The sequence below is a fragment of the Calothrix sp. FACHB-168 genome, assembly GCF_963889195.1.
Lineage (GTDB): Bacteria > Cyanobacteriota > Cyanobacteriia > Cyanobacteriales > Nostocaceae > Aulosira > Aulosira anomala_A.
Genome location: NZ_CAWPNJ010000019.1, coordinates 277,754 through 296,411, shown reverse-complemented (window position 1 = coordinate 296,411; position 18,658 = coordinate 277,754). Strand labels below are relative to the sequence as shown.

General features: G+C 35.9%; 10 protein-coding genes. All 10 read right to left on the bottom strand.

What is annotated here, in order from left to right; translation table 11 throughout:
- Positions 1–12: 12 nt before the first annotated feature.
- The 10 genes from AACW45_RS12420 to AACW45_RS12375 all read right to left on the bottom strand — a co-directional run bounded on the left by AACW45_RS12420 (position 13) and on the right by AACW45_RS12375 (position 18,521).
- Positions 13–1,059 (bottom strand): TauD/TfdA family dioxygenase, encoded by a 1,047-nt coding sequence (locus tag AACW45_RS12420; protein WP_190628155.1) that lies wholly within the window; start codon positions 1,057–1,059, stop codon positions 13–15.
- A 149-nt stretch (positions 1,060–1,208) separates the two neighbouring features.
- The gene (locus AACW45_RS12415; protein WP_190628149.1) at positions 1,209–2,849 is read right to left on the bottom strand and encodes a condensation domain-containing protein; all 1,641 of its coding nucleotides are present in this window, start codon (positions 2,847–2,849) and stop codon (positions 1,209–1,211) included.
- A complete protein-coding gene (locus AACW45_RS12410; protein WP_190628147.1) occupies positions 2,846–5,593 on the bottom strand; it encodes a non-ribosomal peptide synthetase in 2,748 nt (915 codons plus the stop codon). The genes AACW45_RS12415 and AACW45_RS12410 overlap by 4 nt, the downstream gene beginning before the upstream one ends.
- A gap of 56 nt (positions 5,594–5,649) precedes the next feature.
- A complete protein-coding gene (ectB, locus tag AACW45_RS12405) occupies positions 5,650–6,906 on the bottom strand; it encodes a diaminobutyrate--2-oxoglutarate transaminase (protein ID WP_190628145.1) in 1,257 nt (418 codons plus the stop codon).
- 36 nt (positions 6,907–6,942) lie between these two features.
- Positions 6,943–8,334, bottom strand: coding sequence for a condensation domain-containing protein (locus tag AACW45_RS12400; protein ID WP_190628142.1), 1,392 nt, complete (start codon positions 8,332–8,334; stop codon positions 6,943–6,945).
- The gene (locus tag AACW45_RS12395; RefSeq protein WP_190628138.1) at positions 8,331–14,909 is read right to left on the bottom strand and encodes a non-ribosomal peptide synthetase; all 6,579 of its coding nucleotides are present in this window, start codon (positions 14,907–14,909) and stop codon (positions 8,331–8,333) included. The genes AACW45_RS12400 and AACW45_RS12395 overlap by 4 nt, the downstream gene beginning before the upstream one ends.
- A gap of 50 nt (positions 14,910–14,959) precedes the next feature.
- Positions 14,960–16,027 (bottom strand): HAD-IIIC family phosphatase, encoded by a 1,068-nt coding sequence (locus AACW45_RS12390; protein ID WP_190628134.1) that lies wholly within the window; start codon positions 16,025–16,027, stop codon positions 14,960–14,962.
- 187 nt (positions 16,028–16,214) lie between these two features.
- Positions 16,215–17,399, bottom strand: a complete 1,185-nt coding sequence (locus tag AACW45_RS12385) for an acyl-CoA dehydrogenase family protein (RefSeq protein WP_190628133.1) — start codon at positions 17,397–17,399, stop codon at positions 16,215–16,217.
- A complete protein-coding gene (locus AACW45_RS12380; protein ID WP_190628132.1) occupies positions 17,396–17,644 on the bottom strand; it encodes an acyl carrier protein in 249 nt (82 codons plus the stop codon). Before AACW45_RS12380 ends, AACW45_RS12385 begins: the two co-directional genes overlap by 4 nt.
- Before the next feature lie 22 nt (positions 17,645–17,666).
- A complete protein-coding gene (locus tag AACW45_RS12375) occupies positions 17,667–18,521 on the bottom strand; it encodes a 3-hydroxyacyl-CoA dehydrogenase family protein (RefSeq protein WP_190628131.1) in 855 nt (284 codons plus the stop codon).
- Positions 18,522–18,658: the final 137 nt, after the last annotated feature.

Sequence of the window (18,658 nt, the reverse complement as noted above, 5' to 3'; positions counted from 1 at the left end):
ACTCACCCCAACCTAACCATCAGAAACCTTATACTCCTCCGCCATCCCAACCACAACCTTACGTGAACCTTGAAACGGCATCCTCCCATGAGCAGATAACATATTATCTAATAACAACACATCTCCCTCTTGCCAAGGAAAAATAATTGCTTCTTGCCAATAAATTTCTCTAATTTCGTCTAATATAGAATCTTCAATAACAGAACCATCACCATAATAAGCATTACGAGGTAAATCTTCTGTTGAAAAATCACTCAACAACTGAGCGCGAACAATAGAATCTAAACTAGATATATGAAATAAATGCGCTTGATTAAACCAAACTATTTCTGATGTTTGGGGATGCTGGGCAACAGCTTGACAAACTTGACGAGTTCTTAAGCTAAAACCAGAAGTTTCAGTATCTCTCCACTCTAATTCAATTCCAGCTTGATGACAATATGTTTCTACATCCAGCTTATTGTTAGTATTAAAAACATCTTGCCATGATAAATCTAATCCTACACCATAATTTCGCACATACATTACCCCTTTTTGCAAAAATTTTTCCTTAATTTTGGGATTGATCCGCGCAAAAACTCTGCGGCTATCAACAATAGGCGTTTCTCCCCCTTGCTCCGCTTTCTTAATGCAAAAAAACGCAATTTTTAAAGGCCAAGTACGGGAGTAAGACATTTCATTATGTAGAGGAATGAAATGATTAGCCGGATACTCTGTAGAAGTATAGATATTACCACTAACATGATTACGTGGTGTAGAACGGTAAGAATATTCCAGCAACTTCCCAGAAAGAGCTTGGATAAATTGCTGAAACTCAGCCACATCCTTGACATGAAAATCTCGAAATAGAATACCCCCATGCTCTAATATTTTGTTTTCAATCCAAGAGCGATTATTTTGAGTCCAAATAGCCAGATTTAAATTATCAAAATTTGGTTGAACAACTAGAGGAAGCGAGAATTCTGGCTGTAAATATGATGTCTGAATTAATTCTCCTGAAGATATATTTACAGACTTACGAGAAATAGAACTTAATTGTTTGATATTTGGTTTCGTCATTTAAGGATATTTCCTAATATTAATTATTTATAGAACTTACGCAATAATCCTCGAAAACCCTCTTTACTTCGTGTTCTTTGTGTTCTACCCTTCGGGAACGCCTTCGGCGAACGCGGTTCGTTTTTTCATTATTTTGTGTAAGCCCTGATCTATATATTCCGCACTGCTCTGCGTTTAGCTATTGTTAATTTTTGCCGCTCAGTTGCTTGTAAATTATTTTTTTTAATTTGCTGCTGTTCCCGATCAATTTGGTTTAAAAGTTCGACAATTTCCTGTAATTTTATCTCTGGTTTAGCAACAACATGCTGTATAATGACTTGAAAATGTTCAATCAATCGATAAATACTCGGCTTATCAAATAGGTGCGTTTTATACTCAAAATAACCCTGAATACCTGCTGAAGTTTCCCACATAGATAAAAGCAAATCATGTCGTACTGTTCGAGTTTCAATCTCGAATGGAGTTAAGATTAAATCTGGTAGTTGCAACTGTGGCATAGGATTATTGTCCAGAACAAACCATGCTTGGTACAGTGGATGATTATTTAAACTTCTTTGTGGTTGTAGTTCTTCTACTAGCTTTTCAAAAGGTAAGTCTTGGTGAGCATATGCTTCTAATGTTACTTGACGCGATCGCGCTAATAATTCCCGAAAACTAGGATTCCCAGATAAATCAATCCGTAACACTAAAGTATTCACAAAAAATCCAATCAGTTTCTCAATTTCCACTCGATTGCGGTTAGCAATGGGTGAACCCACTCTAATATCTAAAGTACCTGTAAAGCAGTAAAGCAAAACTTCAAAAGCAGCCAACAATGTCATGAATAAAGTCACACCCTCCTGACGACTAAGCACATATATGGCTTTGCTTAATTCTTGACTCAAAGTAAATGATTTCTCAGCACCTTGAGTAGTTTCATTCATCGAATTTACAGCCTGTCTGGGGAATTTTAACTGCGGATGAATATTACCTAGTTTTTGTTTCCAATAATTTAGCTGGGTTTGTAATCTCTCTCCTTGCAACCATTGACGCTGCCAAACAGCAAAATCTGCATACTGTATAGGTAATTCTGCAAATGGTGACGGTTTACCCTGACAAAAAGCTGAATACAGTGCTACGAATTCCTCAACTAATATCCCCATAGACCAAGCATCTGAAACAATATGGTGAATTGTTAGCAGTATGATGTATTCTTCTGGGTGCAACTGTACTAAATTCACCCTCAATAAAGGAGATTTAGTTAAGTCAAAAGGTTGTTGCGCCGCTTGTGTAGTCAAGTGACGTATTTGTTTTTCTTGTTCCCATAAAGAGCATTCATGCAAACTAATAATTGAAATAGCAAAATCTAAGCTAGGAGCAATAATTTGTATTGGTTGACCATCTACCGTTTGAAAGCTCGTTCGTAAAGCTTCATGGCGATTGATAATTTCCTGGAAACTTTGTTGTAGTGCTGCTAAATTTAATTTTCCTTGCAGTTTAACAGCCACAGATATATTATACGATGAACTATCTGGTTCTAATTGAGCTAAAAACCACAGTCTTTGCTGTGCAAATGATAGCGGTAAATTTTCTGCGCGTGGTATTGAAGAAATAAGCTGTTGATCGAAATCTAGAACTGAATTGTTATTAGATATCAAATTCAGGATATCTTGTTTGCGTCTAGCTAGTTCTTCTCTAATCGCTGGTGTGATTACATTTTTGGGAGCGCTACAACGTAAGCGATTATCTTCAACCCAAAGCTTAATATCTAAACTGCAAAGTTCAGCTAAAAATTCTGTAATAGTTTTCATAATTCTATCTCTTCTCGGTCATTTTCTAACCCATTTGGAGACACAAATTGCAATTGCTTAATTGTCAACATATTTTCAATAGTTGGAACAATTTGAGCAACTGTTGGTGCTTCAAATAAACTACGTAAAGGTAACTCAATCTTAAAAGCTTCCCGTAACCTAGAAATAGCTTGAGTTGCTAGTAAAGAATGTCCACCTAAATCAAAAAAATCATCGTGAATACCGATATGTTCTTGCTTTAATACCTGACCCCAAATATCAGCAACTATCTCTTCTGTAGGAGTACGAGGTGCAACAAAGCCAAATTCTGATTCATTTTGAAAACTTGGTATAGGTAATGCTTGGCGATCTACTTTTCCACTAGGTGCTAAAGGTAATGCTTCTAGCAAGACAATGAAAGAAGGTATCATGTGTCCTGGTAGTTTTTCTTGCAGAAAATTGCGTAACTCTGAGATGAGTTTGCTACTGTTTGTATCATCTCGAGCCAACTCAGATTGAGGTACAACATAAGCCACCAAGCGCTTGTCGTTAGGGTTTTCTTCTCTAACTACAACTACAACATTTTTAACTGCTTGGTGTTGACTCAACAATGACTCGATTTCTCCCAACTCTACGCGGAAACCACGTATTTTTACCTGATGGTCAATACGTCCGAGAAATTCTATATTTCCATCTAGAAGCCATCTTCCTAAATCTCCAGTTTTATAAATTAAATCTGGGCGATTTTCTGGTAACTTCTGAGCAACATCTGTAAACGGATTGGGAACAAAACTTAACTGAGTTTTTTCTTCATTTTTCCAGTAACCAGCACCTACACCAATTCCCGATACACAAATTTCTCCAGGAGCGCCAATAGGTAATAATTTCATTTGCTCATCGAGAATATAGAGATTGAGGTTAGCTAGTGGTTTTCCAATGGGAATTGTTCGTTGATTTTCTGGTAAAGGTTTATCAACAATAAATTGAGTGATATCATCAGCAGCTTCGCTAGGGCCATAAGCATTCACAATCTTGATATTAGGGTATATTTTCAGCCACTGATTTACCCATTTAATCGCTACAGATTCACCCGATAACATCATCCATTGCAAATCAGGTAGTTCCCTTTCTGCGTTTGGTAATTGCGAAATATATTCCAGCAATCCGCCAAATAAAGCTGGTACTAATTCCACAACAGTAATTTTTTCTGCTTTCAGTATTTTAAATAATTGTTCAGGAATAGCAACAGTTTCAATATCAACAATGACAGTCTTTCCGCCGATTAAAAGCGGTGCTAAAAATTGCCATATAGAAATATCTGTTGATGAAGGTGCGCTTTGTAAAAAGCAAAATTCTGCGGTTAATTTTAGCTCATCAAACTGGGCATAAATATGATTAATAGCACCATCATGTCTCACCATTGTTCCCTTTGGTAATCCTGTAGAACCGGAAGTATAAATCGTGTAAGCTATGTCACTTCCTTTGTTGACTGGCTCTATATTTTCTGGGGAAATATTACTAAAATCAAGTTGTTGGTAGATGATTAATTCCTGGTTATGAGTCCAATTTATATTGTCGGTAATGACTTCATCTAAACAAATAATAGACTTTAATTGAGAACATTTATCTATTAAGTCATTCAAAATATTTAATAAAGTAGCATCAGTCAAGAGAAACTTAACTTCGCTATTAGTTAACATATATTCAATTCGATTTGCAGGATAAGTACTATCAATAGGTACATACACTCCACCTGCTTTGTATATAGCCAGAATAGCAATCAAAAAATTTATGTCCCTGTCTTTAAATATACCGACCAAGTCGTCTTTACTCAGTCCTAGTTGACGCAATGTAATAGCCAACTGATTAGCAGCTTCATTTAGTTCTTGATAAGTTAACTTTTTTTGTTGATAAACTACAGCTATATTATCTGGGGTTTTATATACCTGCTGTTCAAATAACTGATTGATTGTTTGCTCAACTGGATATAATTGATGATTATTATTGAAATGTTTCAATAGCTGATATCTATCACATTCTGAGAATAAAGTAATATCTGAGATTTTTTCATTGATATTATTGAGAGCATTTGTCAAAAAATTACTGTAATATCTGCCAAATAAATTAATATTCTCATCTCGAAAAAGATAGTCGCTATACTCTATATTGAGATTAATGGATTCTTCATTAATCGAAAAAGAAAACACCAAATCGCAATCGTCATCAGTGATAATATTCTTATCGTGAATATTTTCTAATAAAACTACTACATTAAACAATGGACAACGATTAGACACTGATGGGATGTTTAATAACGAAATTAACTCTTCTAAATCGCAGTTTTGATTGTTGTAAGCACCGATAATTTCATCTTTAACTTGTAAAAGATAATCTTTGAAGGATATGTGAGATTTTACCTGAGTCCGCAAAGGAATAAATTTGGCTTTCACATCATTTGTAGCAATTTCTGTATATCTAGGTATTCCCGCGATCGCATCATTTTTGCGACTATATTTATATAACAAGATATTCAATGCAGATAACAGTATCCAGTAAGTTGAAAATTCAGAACCTCGACTGAGTTTGATGATTTTTTGAGATACATCATGGGATAGTTCCAAGCCCAGAGACTTGTTTCTCTTACAAGGAAATACAGGTCTGACATAATCCAGCATGAGATTAGTTTCTGGAAGCTCTCCTGATAACTTATTTAGCCAATAAATTTTTTGCGCTAATAAGTCGTTTTTATGTTCTTGTCCATCCATATTTATATGCTCCTAAAAAATACTGGTTGATTAATAAAGTCAATAAGCTTACTTACTTAATTTGGCAGACAGTCATTAAAAGCTTGCTTGAGGATTAAACAACCTTTTTGTAAAGTAAACATATCAATTACCAAAGGAGGTAAAATTTTAATTACTGTATCATTTCTACCTGCTGTTTCAACTATTAAGCCTAGTTCAAAACAACGTGATGTTATGCTTTTAGCAAAATTTTTACCGCCGAAATTTTGAACATCAATACCCCAAATCATGCCAATTCCCCGGATGATTATGTTTTCGCTAATTGCTGCTATCTCTTGAGTCAAAAAGTTTTTTAATAAAAGCTCTTTTTCTTTAACATCTAGTTCCAGAGAACTACTTTCTCTATACTCTAAAGCCGCCGTAGCTCCAATAAATGCTAATTGATTCCCCCGAAAAGTACCGTTATGTTCGCCTGGTTCCCATATATCTAATTCTGGTTTAATTAATAGTAGTGACATTGGTAATCCATAGCCACTAATAGATTTAGATAGTATGACCATATCGGGAACTATACCTGCTCTTTCAAAAGAAAAGAAAGCGCCTGTTCTACCACAACCGACTTGAATATCATCACAGATTAATAAAATATCATGCTCGTCACACAATTTTCTCAATCTTTGCATCCATTCAATGGGAGCAACAATCACTCCCCCTTCAGCTTGCACTGTTTCAAAGATAATTGCTGCTGGTTTTTCTATACCCGAATTGACATCATTTAAAACTGAGTCTATATATTTTATAGTGTCAAAACTCTCCATAAATCCGTAGGGGTAAGGCATAAAGGTGACATTATTTAATGTGCCAATTGTACCTGCCTTAATTCCCTTATTAGCAGTAATTGCTAAACTACCTAAAGTCATGCCATGATAAGCTCCCATAAAGGAGAAAATACCTGGATTCTTTTTGACTTTTCTTGCTAATTTTAAAGCTGCTTCTACCGCATTAGTTCCAGTCGGGCCGCAGAACTGAATCCGATAATCTAGCTGTTTTGCAGTTAATACTGTCTCATTAAATTTTGATAAGAATTTTTCTTTCGCAGAAGTATACATATCTAAACCATGTGATATTCCATCTGCGTTTAAATAGGATATGATTTGATTTTTGATATAGTCATGATTGTGCCCGTAATTTAAAGCACCCGCACCTGCAAAAAAATCTATATATTCTTGACCTGATTCATCATAAACAATGGAACCCTTAGCCCGATGAAATATTGTCGGGAAATTGCGACAATAACTTCTGACGTTTGATTCACATTTTTCAAAAATATTCATGGTTTTGGCTACTGTGATGAAAATAATATAATTGACTTAAACACAATCGAAATTTAATGACATTTGGTTTTTGAGTATGACTAATTCAGGATGGAGTTTTTGCTCTGTTAAAGACAATAATTCCTGAATAGTTAAATTCAAATTATTCGCCATATTTTCGAGTAATATTTTCAGATGCTCCAGGATATTTACAATAGTTGCTGCTGCAAAAAGTTGGAAGTCGTAATTAATGCCAATTGTCAGTTCTGAACCAGGATATCCAACTATCGTTAAAGGATAATTAGTTTTGTAAAAAGAATTATGTTCAGAAATATTTAAACTTCCCCATTCTTCCAAAAATCTGCCTGTTTTTTGGTTTTCAAATACAACAAAGCTAGCAAATAATGGCAGATTTCCTCGTACTTGACTACACTTTTGAACATCTACCAACGGGTAGTATTCATATTCCCGAATTTCTACTAATTGAGTTTGTAATTCTTGCAGCCAAGGTAATAAATCATCATCCATATTTACCTTGAGGTGTACTGGTAAGGTATTCACCATTTCCCCTACCATTAACTCTGCTCCTGGTAAATCTACTGGGCGACCGGAAAAAGTACAGCCATAGATAACATTATTTTTGCCACTATAGTGACATAGAAGTATCGCCCAAGCTCCTTGAACAAGGGTGTTAATAGTTAGGTGATGTTGTCTTGCTAATGTTTCTAAATTTTTTGTAGTTGCTGCCGATAAGCTAATTTGTATATCCTCGTAGCGTTCTTCTAAATTAGATAATTTCTGGGAATAAAGATTAGCTAAAGAAGTAGGCTCTGTGACTTCTTTAAGTTGCTGTCGCCAAAATTCTGCTGCTTGAGATAAATCCTGTTGTTGTAACCAGTTAATATAGTCTCCAAAGCAACTACCAGAAATTAAAGGCGCATCTTGATTTTGGGAATACGCTTCATAAATTTCAATAACATCCTTTAATAAAAAGGGAATAGACCAGCCATCAAGAATAATCAAATGCCAAACGCAGACAAGGTAGTAAACATTATCTTCTACTTGAAACAAAGCTAGGCGGATTAGAGGCGCTTGGGAAAAATCAAAACCCCGCAGGCGATCGCTTTTGAGAAAGGACTTTAATTTTGCTTGCTGTGCATCTGGCGCAATTCCCCGCCAATCTTGATATTCTATAGGGACTTCAACTTGGTCATGTACAACTTGTAATGGTTTTTCTAATTCTTCCCAATAGAAACTAGTACGTAATACTGTATGTAAGGCTGATAATTGTTGCCAAGCATGTTCAAAAGCAGAACGATTGAGATTGCCTTTAAAAGTGTAGATGTCCTGCATGTGGTAAAGTCCCAGTTCAGGGGCGTGCAGAGCATGAAACAAAATACCATGCTGTATGGGAGATAGTGGGTATATATCTTGAATGTCTTCTCTCATATTTTTTGATTTTTACTTGTTCGTTTAACTTTTGCTAAAAATCGGTCAAGTTCTGTTTGATTCAAGTTGGCTTTGGAGAAGTGAGCAGATGTATCCTTGTTCGTAACTTTTTGTTCTGCTTGAATTACATTTTGGGTAACAGCTACACTGGCTAAATTTGCCACTGTTTGATGTTGAAATAATTGTTTAACAGTCAGTTTTATCCCAGCTTGATTAGCTTTAGTAATGACGACAATCGCCACAATAGAATCCCCACCTAATTCAAAAAAGTTATCGAAAATTCCTACTCGATCCACACCCAAAACTTCTGTAAAAATTTCAGTCAGTTTAGTTTCTACAAAATTACGAGGTTTTACTAGTTCCTGATTGATTCCAAGTTTTGCTATATCCGGTGCAGGTAGGGCTTTGCGGTCAACTTTACCATTAGGAGTAAGTGGTAATGCTTCTAATATGACAAAAGCTGCTGGTATCATGTAATTTGGCAACTTTGTCTCTAAGAAACTGCGTAGTTCAGAAATCGTTGGTTTTAGCTCTTTTGTGGGGACAATATAAGCTACTAGACGTTGAGAAGCTGAATCTTCTCTTACCGTCACAACCGTTTCTCGCACTCCTGAATATTGGCTAATAACTGCCTCAATTTCTCCTAATTCAATGCGGAAACCACGAATTTTGACTTGGTGATCAATTCGACCAAGATATTCGATTTCTCTATTGGGTAAATACCGCGCTAAGTCGCCAGTTTTATATAAACGTGCTGATGCGCGATCGCTAAAAGGATGAGGGATAAATTTCTCTACTGTTAAATCTGGACGCTTGAAATAACCTCTAGCTAGTCCTGCGCCACCAATACATAATTCCCCTGGTACACCGTCAGGAACTAACTGATTATATTGGTCAAGAATGTAAAGTTGTGTGTTAGCAATTGGGGAACTAATGGGTACAGTTTTGTTAACAGTTTTTATTTGGCTCGCGGCTGACCAAATTGTGGTTTCTGTCGGGCCATACATATTCCATAAAGAACTACATCTTTGTAATAATTGACTCGCTAAAGGTGCAGGTAAAGCTTCTCCACCACAGAGAATTTTTAATTGAAGATTTTCATCCCAACCTGAAGCTAAAAGTAACTGCCATGTAGCTGGTGTAGCTTGCATGACTGTTGCTTTTGATGCTTTAATTTTTGCTGACAATTGGATGCCATCAGCGATAATTTCTTGACTAGCTACTATTAAACAAGCACCAACTATGAGAGGTAGAAAAATCTCTAAGGCGGCAATATCAAAAGAATATGTTGTAACTGCTAGTAATTTATCTTGAGATGTTAATCCTGGGGCTTGTTTCATGGAGTACAAAAAGTTACTCAGAGCCATGTGAGGAATTTGTACACCTTTTGGTTTGCCTGTAGAACCAGAAGTATAAATAATATAAGCTAAGTTCTCAGTTGTGAGTTGAGAAGATAAATTATTTTGGCTGTGTTGGGCTATGAGATGCCAATCACTATCTAGACAAACTATTTGTCCTTGATGCTGTGGTAATAATTCCAGTAATGAGGCTTGAGTTAGTAATACTGAAGCTTGGGTATCTTCTAATATATATTCTAATCTTTGTTGGGGATAATTAGGGTCAAGGGGTATATAAGCACCACCAGCTTTGAGAATTGCTAATAACCCAATTACCATTTCTAAAGAACGCTCGATACATATCCCAACTAATACTTCTGGTTTGACTCCCAGAGAACGTAAATAATGAGCGAGTTGATTTGCTTTGGCGTTGAGTTCTTGATAGGTTAATTGTTGATTTTCATAGATAACTGCAACGGCGTCTGGTGTTTTTTCTACTTGTTGTGCAAATAATTCATGGATAAATTCATCAACAGGATAGGTAATTTCTGTGTTGTGCGACTGTTGTAATAGTTGATGTTTTTCAGATGATGTTAATAATGGTAGCTGAGATAAACGTTGCTGTGGATTGGCGATAATTCCTTCCAGTAAGGTTTGGAAATGCCCTGCCATCCGCTTGATTGTGCTTGCTTGAAATAAATCGCTATTGTATTCAAAATTAGCAACTAAACCCTCGATAGTTTCTGTCATATCTAGGGTTAAATCAAATTTGGCAGTACCACTGTCAACAGGTAAATAATTTAAAGTTAAGCCAGGTAATTCTAAAGCTGACATCGATACATTTTGCAGCACAAACATCACTTGAAATAGAGGTGTATGGCTTAAATTGCGTTGGGGTTGCAGTTCTTCTACTAACAACTCAAAAGGTAAATCTTGATGGGCGTAAGCGCCTAAAGCAACTTCTCGCACCCGTTTTAGTAGTTCAATAAAACTGGGATTTCCAGCTAAGTTAGTTCGCAGTACAAGGGTATTGATAAATAGTCCAATCAGCCCTTCTAACTCGATGCGATCGCGGTTAGCAATTGGCGAACCGATCGCCAAATCTTCGCTACCTGTATAACGGTATAGTAAGGTTTTGAATGCTGCTAGCAATGTCATAAACAAGGTAGTTCCCTGTTGCTGACTCAACTGATTTAAGCCTACAGATAGCTGCTGGGGTAACTTAAAACTGTATGTAGCACCTTGAAAGCTTTGAAGGGGGGGACGAGGAAAATCTGTTGGTAACTCTAATAATTCTGGTACACCCTCTAACTGCTGTCGCCAGTAAGATATTTGCGATTCTAGTCTTTCTCCTTGTAACCATTGTCGCTGCCAAGCTGCAAAATCGACATATTGAATGGGTAATTCAGCTAATGGTGCGGGTTGTGCTTCAGAAAAAGCTTGATACAAAGTGACAAATTCACGCAATAAAATATCTGTTGACCAAGCATCAGAGGCGATATGATGCATTGTCAAAAGTAATATATTTTCTTGTTCGCTCAGGCGCAATAATTTGACTCGCAGTAAGCAACCATTATTTAAATCAAATGGTGTTTGTGCTTCTTCTGTCGTTTGTTTTTTAACTTCTAATTCTTGTTGATTGGCAGGTAAATTACTAATATCTAATATGGGCAATCGTACTGCTGCTGGTGGTAAGATAACCGCTACAGGTTGCCCTTCTATAGTTTGAAAATTAGTGCGTAAAGCTTCGTGACGGCGTAAAATTTCTTGGAAGGTTTGTTGTAAGGCTTTAATATTCAGGTTGCCCTGCAAACGCACAGCACTGGGCATATTATAAGCAGAACTGTGCATTTCTAACTGAGTCAAAAACCAGAATCGCTGTTGCGCAAAGGATAAGGGTAAATGAGGCGATCGCGCAATTCGTGTAATCTTTATTTCTTCAACCTGCGAGTTAGTTTTAGTGGCTTTTTCAATATCTTTAGCTAACCCGGCTATTGTGGGTTTTTCAAATATTCGCCGTAAAGGAAGTTCTATTTGAAAAATTTGTCTTATTTGGGAAATCAAACGAGTTGCGAGTAAGGAATGTCCTCCTAAATTAAAGAAATTATGGTGAATGCCTATATTGTCAATTCCTAATATTTCTGTCCAGATATTGACAAGCTGCTTTTCAATTGCTGTCGAAGGTGCAATAAAATCTGATGGGGATGATAATTGTGTGATATTTGGTGCTGGTAATGCCCACCGATCTAACTTACCATTAGGTGTGATTGGTAATGCTTCTAATGCCACAAAAGCAGCAGGTATCATATATTCAGGGAGCTTTTGCTCGAGAAATTCCCGTAAGTCTATGGCTAATTGCTCCTGAGAATGCTGTATAAAATATGCAACCAAGCGGCGATCGCCGGGAACATCTTCTCTAGCAATAACCACAGCTTCACCCACATTTGGATGTTGCTTAATAACTGCTTCAATTTCTCCTAATTCAATGCGGAAACCTCGCAGCTTAATTTGATAATCTAGTCTGCCTAAAAATTCAATATTACCATCTGCTAAATATTTGGCTTTGTCGCCAGTTTTATATAATCTTTTTTCCCCATTCCAAAAGATAAATTTCTCTGTTGTTAAATCTGGTCGATGCAAATAACCTTGAGCTAATCCTTCACCACCGATGTAAATTTCTCCAGTAATACCAACAGGAACAGGTTGGAGGTATGAGTCTAATATATAAATTTCTGTATTCGCTAATGGACTACCAATTGGTACTAGTGCATTCTCAGGTAAATTAATTTCTGTTGATTCAAAATATGTACTATCAATCGTTGCTTCTGTAACACCATAGGAATTAATTAAACGTGTTTGTTCGCTACAAAACCGTTGAAATTCTTGATATTCTTTGACATATAAGGTATCTGAACCAACTACTAGCAAGCGCATGAAGTGAAGATTTTGCTGAGTTCTTTCGAGATACTGCACCAAATTCCGCAACACCACAGGAACAAACTCGGCGCTATCAATTTTTTCTGCAAGCATGAGTTGATATAACTTCTCTGCTTCTAACAGCCATTCACGGGGACACAAGACTAATTTAGCACCACTACACAGAGCGCGAATTACATCCCCTGAACAAACGTCAAATGCAAAACTTGCCATTTGTAAATGACTTGTCAGCGAATCCAGCTGATAAGCTTGATTCCAAGCGTAAAATTTATTGACTAAACTGCGATGTGCGATCGCTACTCCTTTAGACTTACCTGTAGAACCCGATGTGTAAATTACATAGGCTAAATCATCTGGGGTGCTATTATTAACAGGATTTACCTGGCTATGTTGCGAAATTATCTCCCAGTCGCTATCTAAACTAACTATCGGTATATTTTCAACTGAAAGGCTGGATACTAGCTTTTGTTGAGTTAGCAACACAGAAACTTGTGAATCACTCAACATAAAACTCAAGCGTTCTTGAGGATAAGCCGGATCTAAAGGTACATAAGCAGCACCAGCTTTAAGAACTCCTAATAAGGCGATAATCATCTCAATAGAGCGCTCAACGCAAATCCCAACTAGTACATTTTTATTTACTCCTAAAGAATGTAAGTAATGTGCTAATTGATTGGCTTTTTGGTTTAATTCTTGATAAGTTAATTGCTGTTGTTGAAATACTACTGCTACTGCATTTGCTGTATTGTTTACACAGTTCTCAAATAACTGATGAATGCATTGATTTTGAGGATATTCAACTAAATTATTATTCCAATTATACAGCAAGTCATTTTTGGCGGCTGTTGTTAGTAGAGGTAAAGACGCAATTTGTTGTTCTGGAGTAGCAATAATTCCTGCCAGCAAAGTTTGAAAATGTTCTGTTATACGGTTAATAGTATTTGCATTAAATAAATCACTACTATATTCAAATTTACCTATAAGTTCTTCTTGCTGTTCTACCATATCTAGGCTTAAGTCAAACTGAGCCGTTGCACTTTCTGTACCTGATATAGTTAAAGTTAGTTCTCCTATTTCTAAAGCTGGCATGGGGCTATTATTAAGGGAAAACCAAACTTGAAAAAGCGGGTTATGGCTGAGATTGCGTTCTGGTTGAATTTCTTCTACTAACTGTTCAAAAGGTAAATCTTGGTGGGTATAAGCATCTAGTGTTGTCTGTTTAACTCTTGCTAATAAATCGAGAAAACTCGGATTACCACTGACATCAGTTCGCAACACTAAAGTATTGACAAAAAAACCGATTAACTTTTCAATTTGGGTAAGATTACGATTAGCGATCGCAGTCCCAATAATAATATCTTCTTGTTGACTGTAGCGATAAAGCAGAATTTTAAAAGCAGTCAGCAATGTCATAAATAAAGTAGTGCCTGCTTGCTGACTCAGTGCTTTGATTGCGGTGGTTAAAGATTTAGGAATAGTAAAAGTATGGGTTTTCCCTCTGTAAGATTGTACCGCCGGACGAGGATAATCTTGTGGGAGTTGTAAAACTGGTAAAGAGCCACTTAATTGTTGCTTCCAGTAATTTTTTTGAGATGTTAGTGCTTCTCCTTGTAAGTATTCTTTTTGCCAAATAGCAAAGTCTCCATACTGAATTGGTAGTTCAGCTAAGGATGAGGTTTTATCTTGACAAAAAGCTGGATATAGCGTTGCTAATTCATGTATTAATACACCTATTGACCAACCATCAGAAACAATATGGTGCATGGTAAATAATAATATATGTTCTGTTGGATTTAGCTGTATTAACTTTGCTCTTAATAACAAATCATTGTTGAGGTTAAATGGTTGGTCTGCTTCTTGTGTTGCTAGTTTTTGAATTTCTGCTGATTGTTGATTTATCGCTATTTCGCTAATATCAATTACTGTAATAGATAATGTTTTTGAAAAATGAATAAATGCTACAGGTTTATCTTCAATAGTTTGAAAATTACAGCGCAAAACTTCATGGCGTTTGATAATTTCTTGCAAACTATCTTGCAAAGCTTGAAAGTTAAGCTTTCCTTGGAGACGAACTACAGCAGAAATATTATAAAATGGGTTATCTGGCTCTAATTGTGCCAAAAACCATAGCCGTTGTTGAGAGAAAGATAACGGAACAGGATTATGTTGAGAACGACGGGGAATAAATTTTTCAGATTTATCTAGTTTAAGTTCACCTCGCAAGCGTTTTTCTAAAAGTGCTTGTTTTGCAGGTGATAGTTGAGAACGTCTCAGAGAAATTTCATTTTTTTTGTTATTCATAGTCATGCATAATTTTTGAAATATATGTACCCATTCCCATCTCTCAGAAATTAATTCGCCTGAAATTTAATATATGCAGGTACAGGCTGAATGCGGGTTAAATCATTTTCCAGAACTATCAAGCTATCATTATTAGCAACTTCTTTAAAGCCAGCAAATTTATAAGATATATACATCATGCGATTGCGATTATTAGAAACAAATTCTGCTAGGAGGCGGACATTATTGTTTTTAGCTAAACTCATGACATAATTCAACATCACTGTTCCCACACCTCTAGACATAACGCGACAAGACATGAGTAAAAGCTTGATTTTCCAAATATCCGCTTGACATTCAATTAATACTAAACCGATTTTTCCGTAGCTTCCATATTTATCTTCTAAACTAGCAATTAGCAATTTATGATTTTTGGAATTACGAAAATTATTGAGTTCATCATAGGAATATGTATAACCAGTTGTATTTAATTGGTTAGTGCGTAAGGTTAATTCTTCTGCGCGTTGTAAATCTTCTTCTTGTGCCAATGATATAGTAAAATTTATGTTGAGCGTAGCCAAGAATTCTTCTGCTGTTCCTACAAAATCTTTCTCAGCATTTTGACGTTCAATATCACTAAGATACATTAATCTTCTCATGGCAGAATCTTCCGTCAAAAACCGGGGATTCATCACAGCCATATCGAGAATATTACCAATTTTATCAGCATTAATACAAAGAATTTCTGGTACAGAAAACTTGACTTCTTCGAGTTCAAATAATTGATCATCAACAAAGGCGATCGCATCTATGCCAATATTCAATAATTTGGCAATTTCTTTGATAGAAGCTGCCTTAGAATTCCAGTTAATTTGGGGATATAAAAAATAATCCTTCAGTCCGAATTCTGCTAATTTAGCTATAGCTGTTTCACAATCATTTTTACTAGCAACAGATTGTAAAATTCCCCGCTTGTCTAAACTGTGAATAATATTTAATATATCTCTTCGTAAATAAACTTTTTCATCTTCTAATAAAACCCCGTGCCATAAAGTATTATCTAAATCCCAAACAACACATTTAATAACTTTTTTATCTTCTTGTTGACTATTCAAATTTGTTTCTTGATTACTAACCATAGTGAACCTTATCCATTCTTTTCCTATCTCATTATTAATGCAAAATATAGCCTTTTTTCACCCTCTAAAATACTTAATACATCACGCATAAAACTGAACAAACCTCTGCGAAACTTTGCGCTTAACTCTGCGCCTCTCTGCGTTAAAAATATTAATTTTCTACCTCACTCAACAAAAAATTATTACCCTAAACCTTCCTTATTAATTTACATTCCCAATCACTAGAAACGCTGGAAATAAAATAATCTTGATATCCTGATTCAGCAATTGTAATTTCTTGAATTTGAGTGCTACCTTCAATAATTTCCATAACTTTGGCATCCCGTAAATACCGTTCCACAGGATAATCACTACTACAACCATTTCCGCCATGAATTTGCACAGCATCATTAGCTATTTTAGTGGCTGCTGTAGATGCAAAATACTTGGCGATAGAAGTTTCTATAATCGAGTTAGGATGGTTAATATCTTTGAGATAACCGGCTTGATAACATAACAATCTTGCAGCTTTGATGTTAGCTATCATCTGAGTTATCTTTTGGCGAATTAATTGATGTTCTTTAAGGTAGACATCAAATTGTTTGCGATCGCTAGTATATTGGATGCAAGCTTCTAAACAAGCTTGAGCAATACCTACACAACCACAGGCTACACTATATCTACCATAATCAAGGGCAGAAGCAGCAATGTAAGCAAAACCAAAGCCTAATTTACCTACTAAATTTTCTGCTGCTACCTCACAGTTATTCAACTGCAATTCTGCTAGCATTGATGCTCTAGTACCTAAAATACCAGACATCGGTTTTATCAAAAGACCTGGATTATTTTTTTCAACTAAAAAAGCAGTTTGTTTACCTTCACACTTAGCAAATACTAAAAATATATCTGCTATTTGTCCATAGGTAATCCATTTTTTTCGCCCATTTAAAATATAAGCATTACCTGTAAATGTTGCTGTTGTTTCTACATTTTTAGCATCGCTACCTACATTCGGCTCGCTTAATGCAAAAGCACCTATAATTTCTCCCAATGCTAGTTTAGGGAGCCAATAATCTTTTTGAGATTTACTTCCCCATTTGCATAAAGCCTGAGAAACCATATTATGAACTGTTAGCAAACTCCGTATAGAAGAACATCCCCGGCCAATTTCTTCGTTGAGAATACCGTAACTAATCATATCCATTCCTTCACCGCCATATTCTTGTGGTAATACAGCCCCAAGAAAACCACGTTGAGCAATTTTTTTGATTAGTTCAGGGGGAGTAAATTCTTTCCTATCCCATTCACCAGCTTCAGGAAATATTTCCTCATTTACCAAAGCTCTAATTTCAGCTTGATAACTTTTTTGTTGCGGAGTTAGTTCTAGTTTCATAAGACTATTTGTGCTGTTTTCCGCTCAACTAGATTGGCGAGAGAATTAATAGTACGAAAATTATCAAATTCCAAGTCTTCGTTTTCAATATTAATTTGAAATTCTTGCTCTATAAATAAAACAAGCTGCATCGCAAACATGGAATTAACAAAGCCTAGCGTAAAAATATCCTCGTCAACTTGCAAATCATGATTACCAAAAAATTTTGAAAGAAATGCTTTAATTTGAGTTTGAATTTTATTCATTTTGCTGATTGATTCCTATTTATTATTGATAGACATAAAAGCCTTTGCCATTTTTTCTTCCATATAGTCCTGCATCTACCATTTTTTTGAGTAAAGGACATGGTCTATATTTACTATCGTTAAAGTTTTCGTACAACACTTCAATAGAAAATAAAATTGTGTCTAAACCAATTAAATCTGCTGTTTCTAAAGGCCCCATTTTATGACCAAAACAGCCTTTAAAGATTTTATCTATATCTGCTGCTGTTGCAACTTGGTCTTGTAATAAGAAAACAGCTTCGTTAATAGTTAACATTAATACACGATTAGAAACAAAGCCGGGTGAATCATTAACAATTACCCATTCTTTACCCATCTGAGCTAGCATTTTTTGGGCTATCTCAATTGTGGTTTCTGAAGTATGGTAGCCGCGAATCATCTCTACCATTGGCTTCATTGGTACGGGGTTCATGAAGTGAATACCAAGCACTTTATCGGCACGTTTTGTAGCCGAAGCAATGCGGGTAATGGGAATTGCGGAGGTATTAGCAGCAAATACACAATCTGCTGGACAGATGGCATCTATTAAGGAATATACTTGTTTTTTATTATCCCATTTTTCGGTGACATTTTCTATAACAAAGTCAGCATTTTCTAAAAGTTTATAGTCGGTTGAAAATTCTATTCTGTTAATGACTTCTTCTAGATTAGTTGTTTTGTCTGTTTTTTGAAATAAAGACTGGAAGCGAATATTGTTTTTAATTTCTTGTTGAGCTTTAGCGAGAATTTCTGCTTTAATATCTACCAAAATTACATCATGGCCTGTTTGCGCAAGGTTTTGGGCGACTCCTATACCCATGACACCTGCACCAACCACACCGACAGTTTGAATTTTCATAATTGTTATCCTGAATAGATTGACATTTTTGGAATTTATTAAATTTAGATAATGCGGTGCGTTATAACGCCTAAAATGTTGCAATATAATTTTCTTGTGGGGTGGACATCTTGTCCGCCCAGGACGGGCGAGACGCC

What these genes read in the sequence shown, in the direction of transcription:
- AACW45_RS12420 (WP_190628155.1), bottom strand. Translation starts at nt 1,059, where the DNA reads ATGACGAAACCAAATATCAAACAATTAAGTTCTATTTCTCGTAAGTCT.
- AACW45_RS12415 (WP_190628149.1), bottom strand. Translation starts at nt 2,849, where the DNA reads ATGAAAACTATTACAGAATTTTTAGCTGAACTTTGCAGTTTAGATATT.
- AACW45_RS12410 (WP_190628147.1), bottom strand. Translation starts at nt 5,593, where the DNA reads ATGGATGGACAAGAACATAAAAACGACTTATTAGCGCAAAAAATTTAT.
- ectB (WP_190628145.1), bottom strand. Translation starts at nt 6,906, where the DNA reads ATGAATATTTTTGAAAAATGTGAATCAAACGTCAGAAGTTATTGTCGC.
- AACW45_RS12400 (WP_190628142.1), bottom strand. Translation starts at nt 8,334, where the DNA reads ATGAGAGAAGACATTCAAGATATATACCCACTATCTCCCATACAGCAT.
- AACW45_RS12395 (WP_190628138.1), bottom strand. Translation starts at nt 14,909, where the DNA reads ATGAATAACAAAAAAAATGAAATTTCTCTGAGACGTTCTCAACTATCA.
- AACW45_RS12390 (WP_190628134.1), bottom strand. Translation starts at nt 16,027, where the DNA reads ATGGTTAGTAATCAAGAAACAAATTTGAATAGTCAACAAGAAGATAAA.
- AACW45_RS12385 (WP_190628133.1), bottom strand. Translation starts at nt 17,399, where the DNA reads ATGAAACTAGAACTAACTCCGCAACAAAAAAGTTATCAAGCTGAAATT.
- AACW45_RS12380 (WP_190628132.1), bottom strand. Translation starts at nt 17,644, where the DNA reads ATGAATAAAATTCAAACTCAAATTAAAGCATTTCTTTCAAAATTTTTT.
- AACW45_RS12375 (WP_190628131.1), bottom strand. Translation starts at nt 18,521, where the DNA reads ATGAAAATTCAAACTGTCGGTGTGGTTGGTGCAGGTGTCATGGGTATA.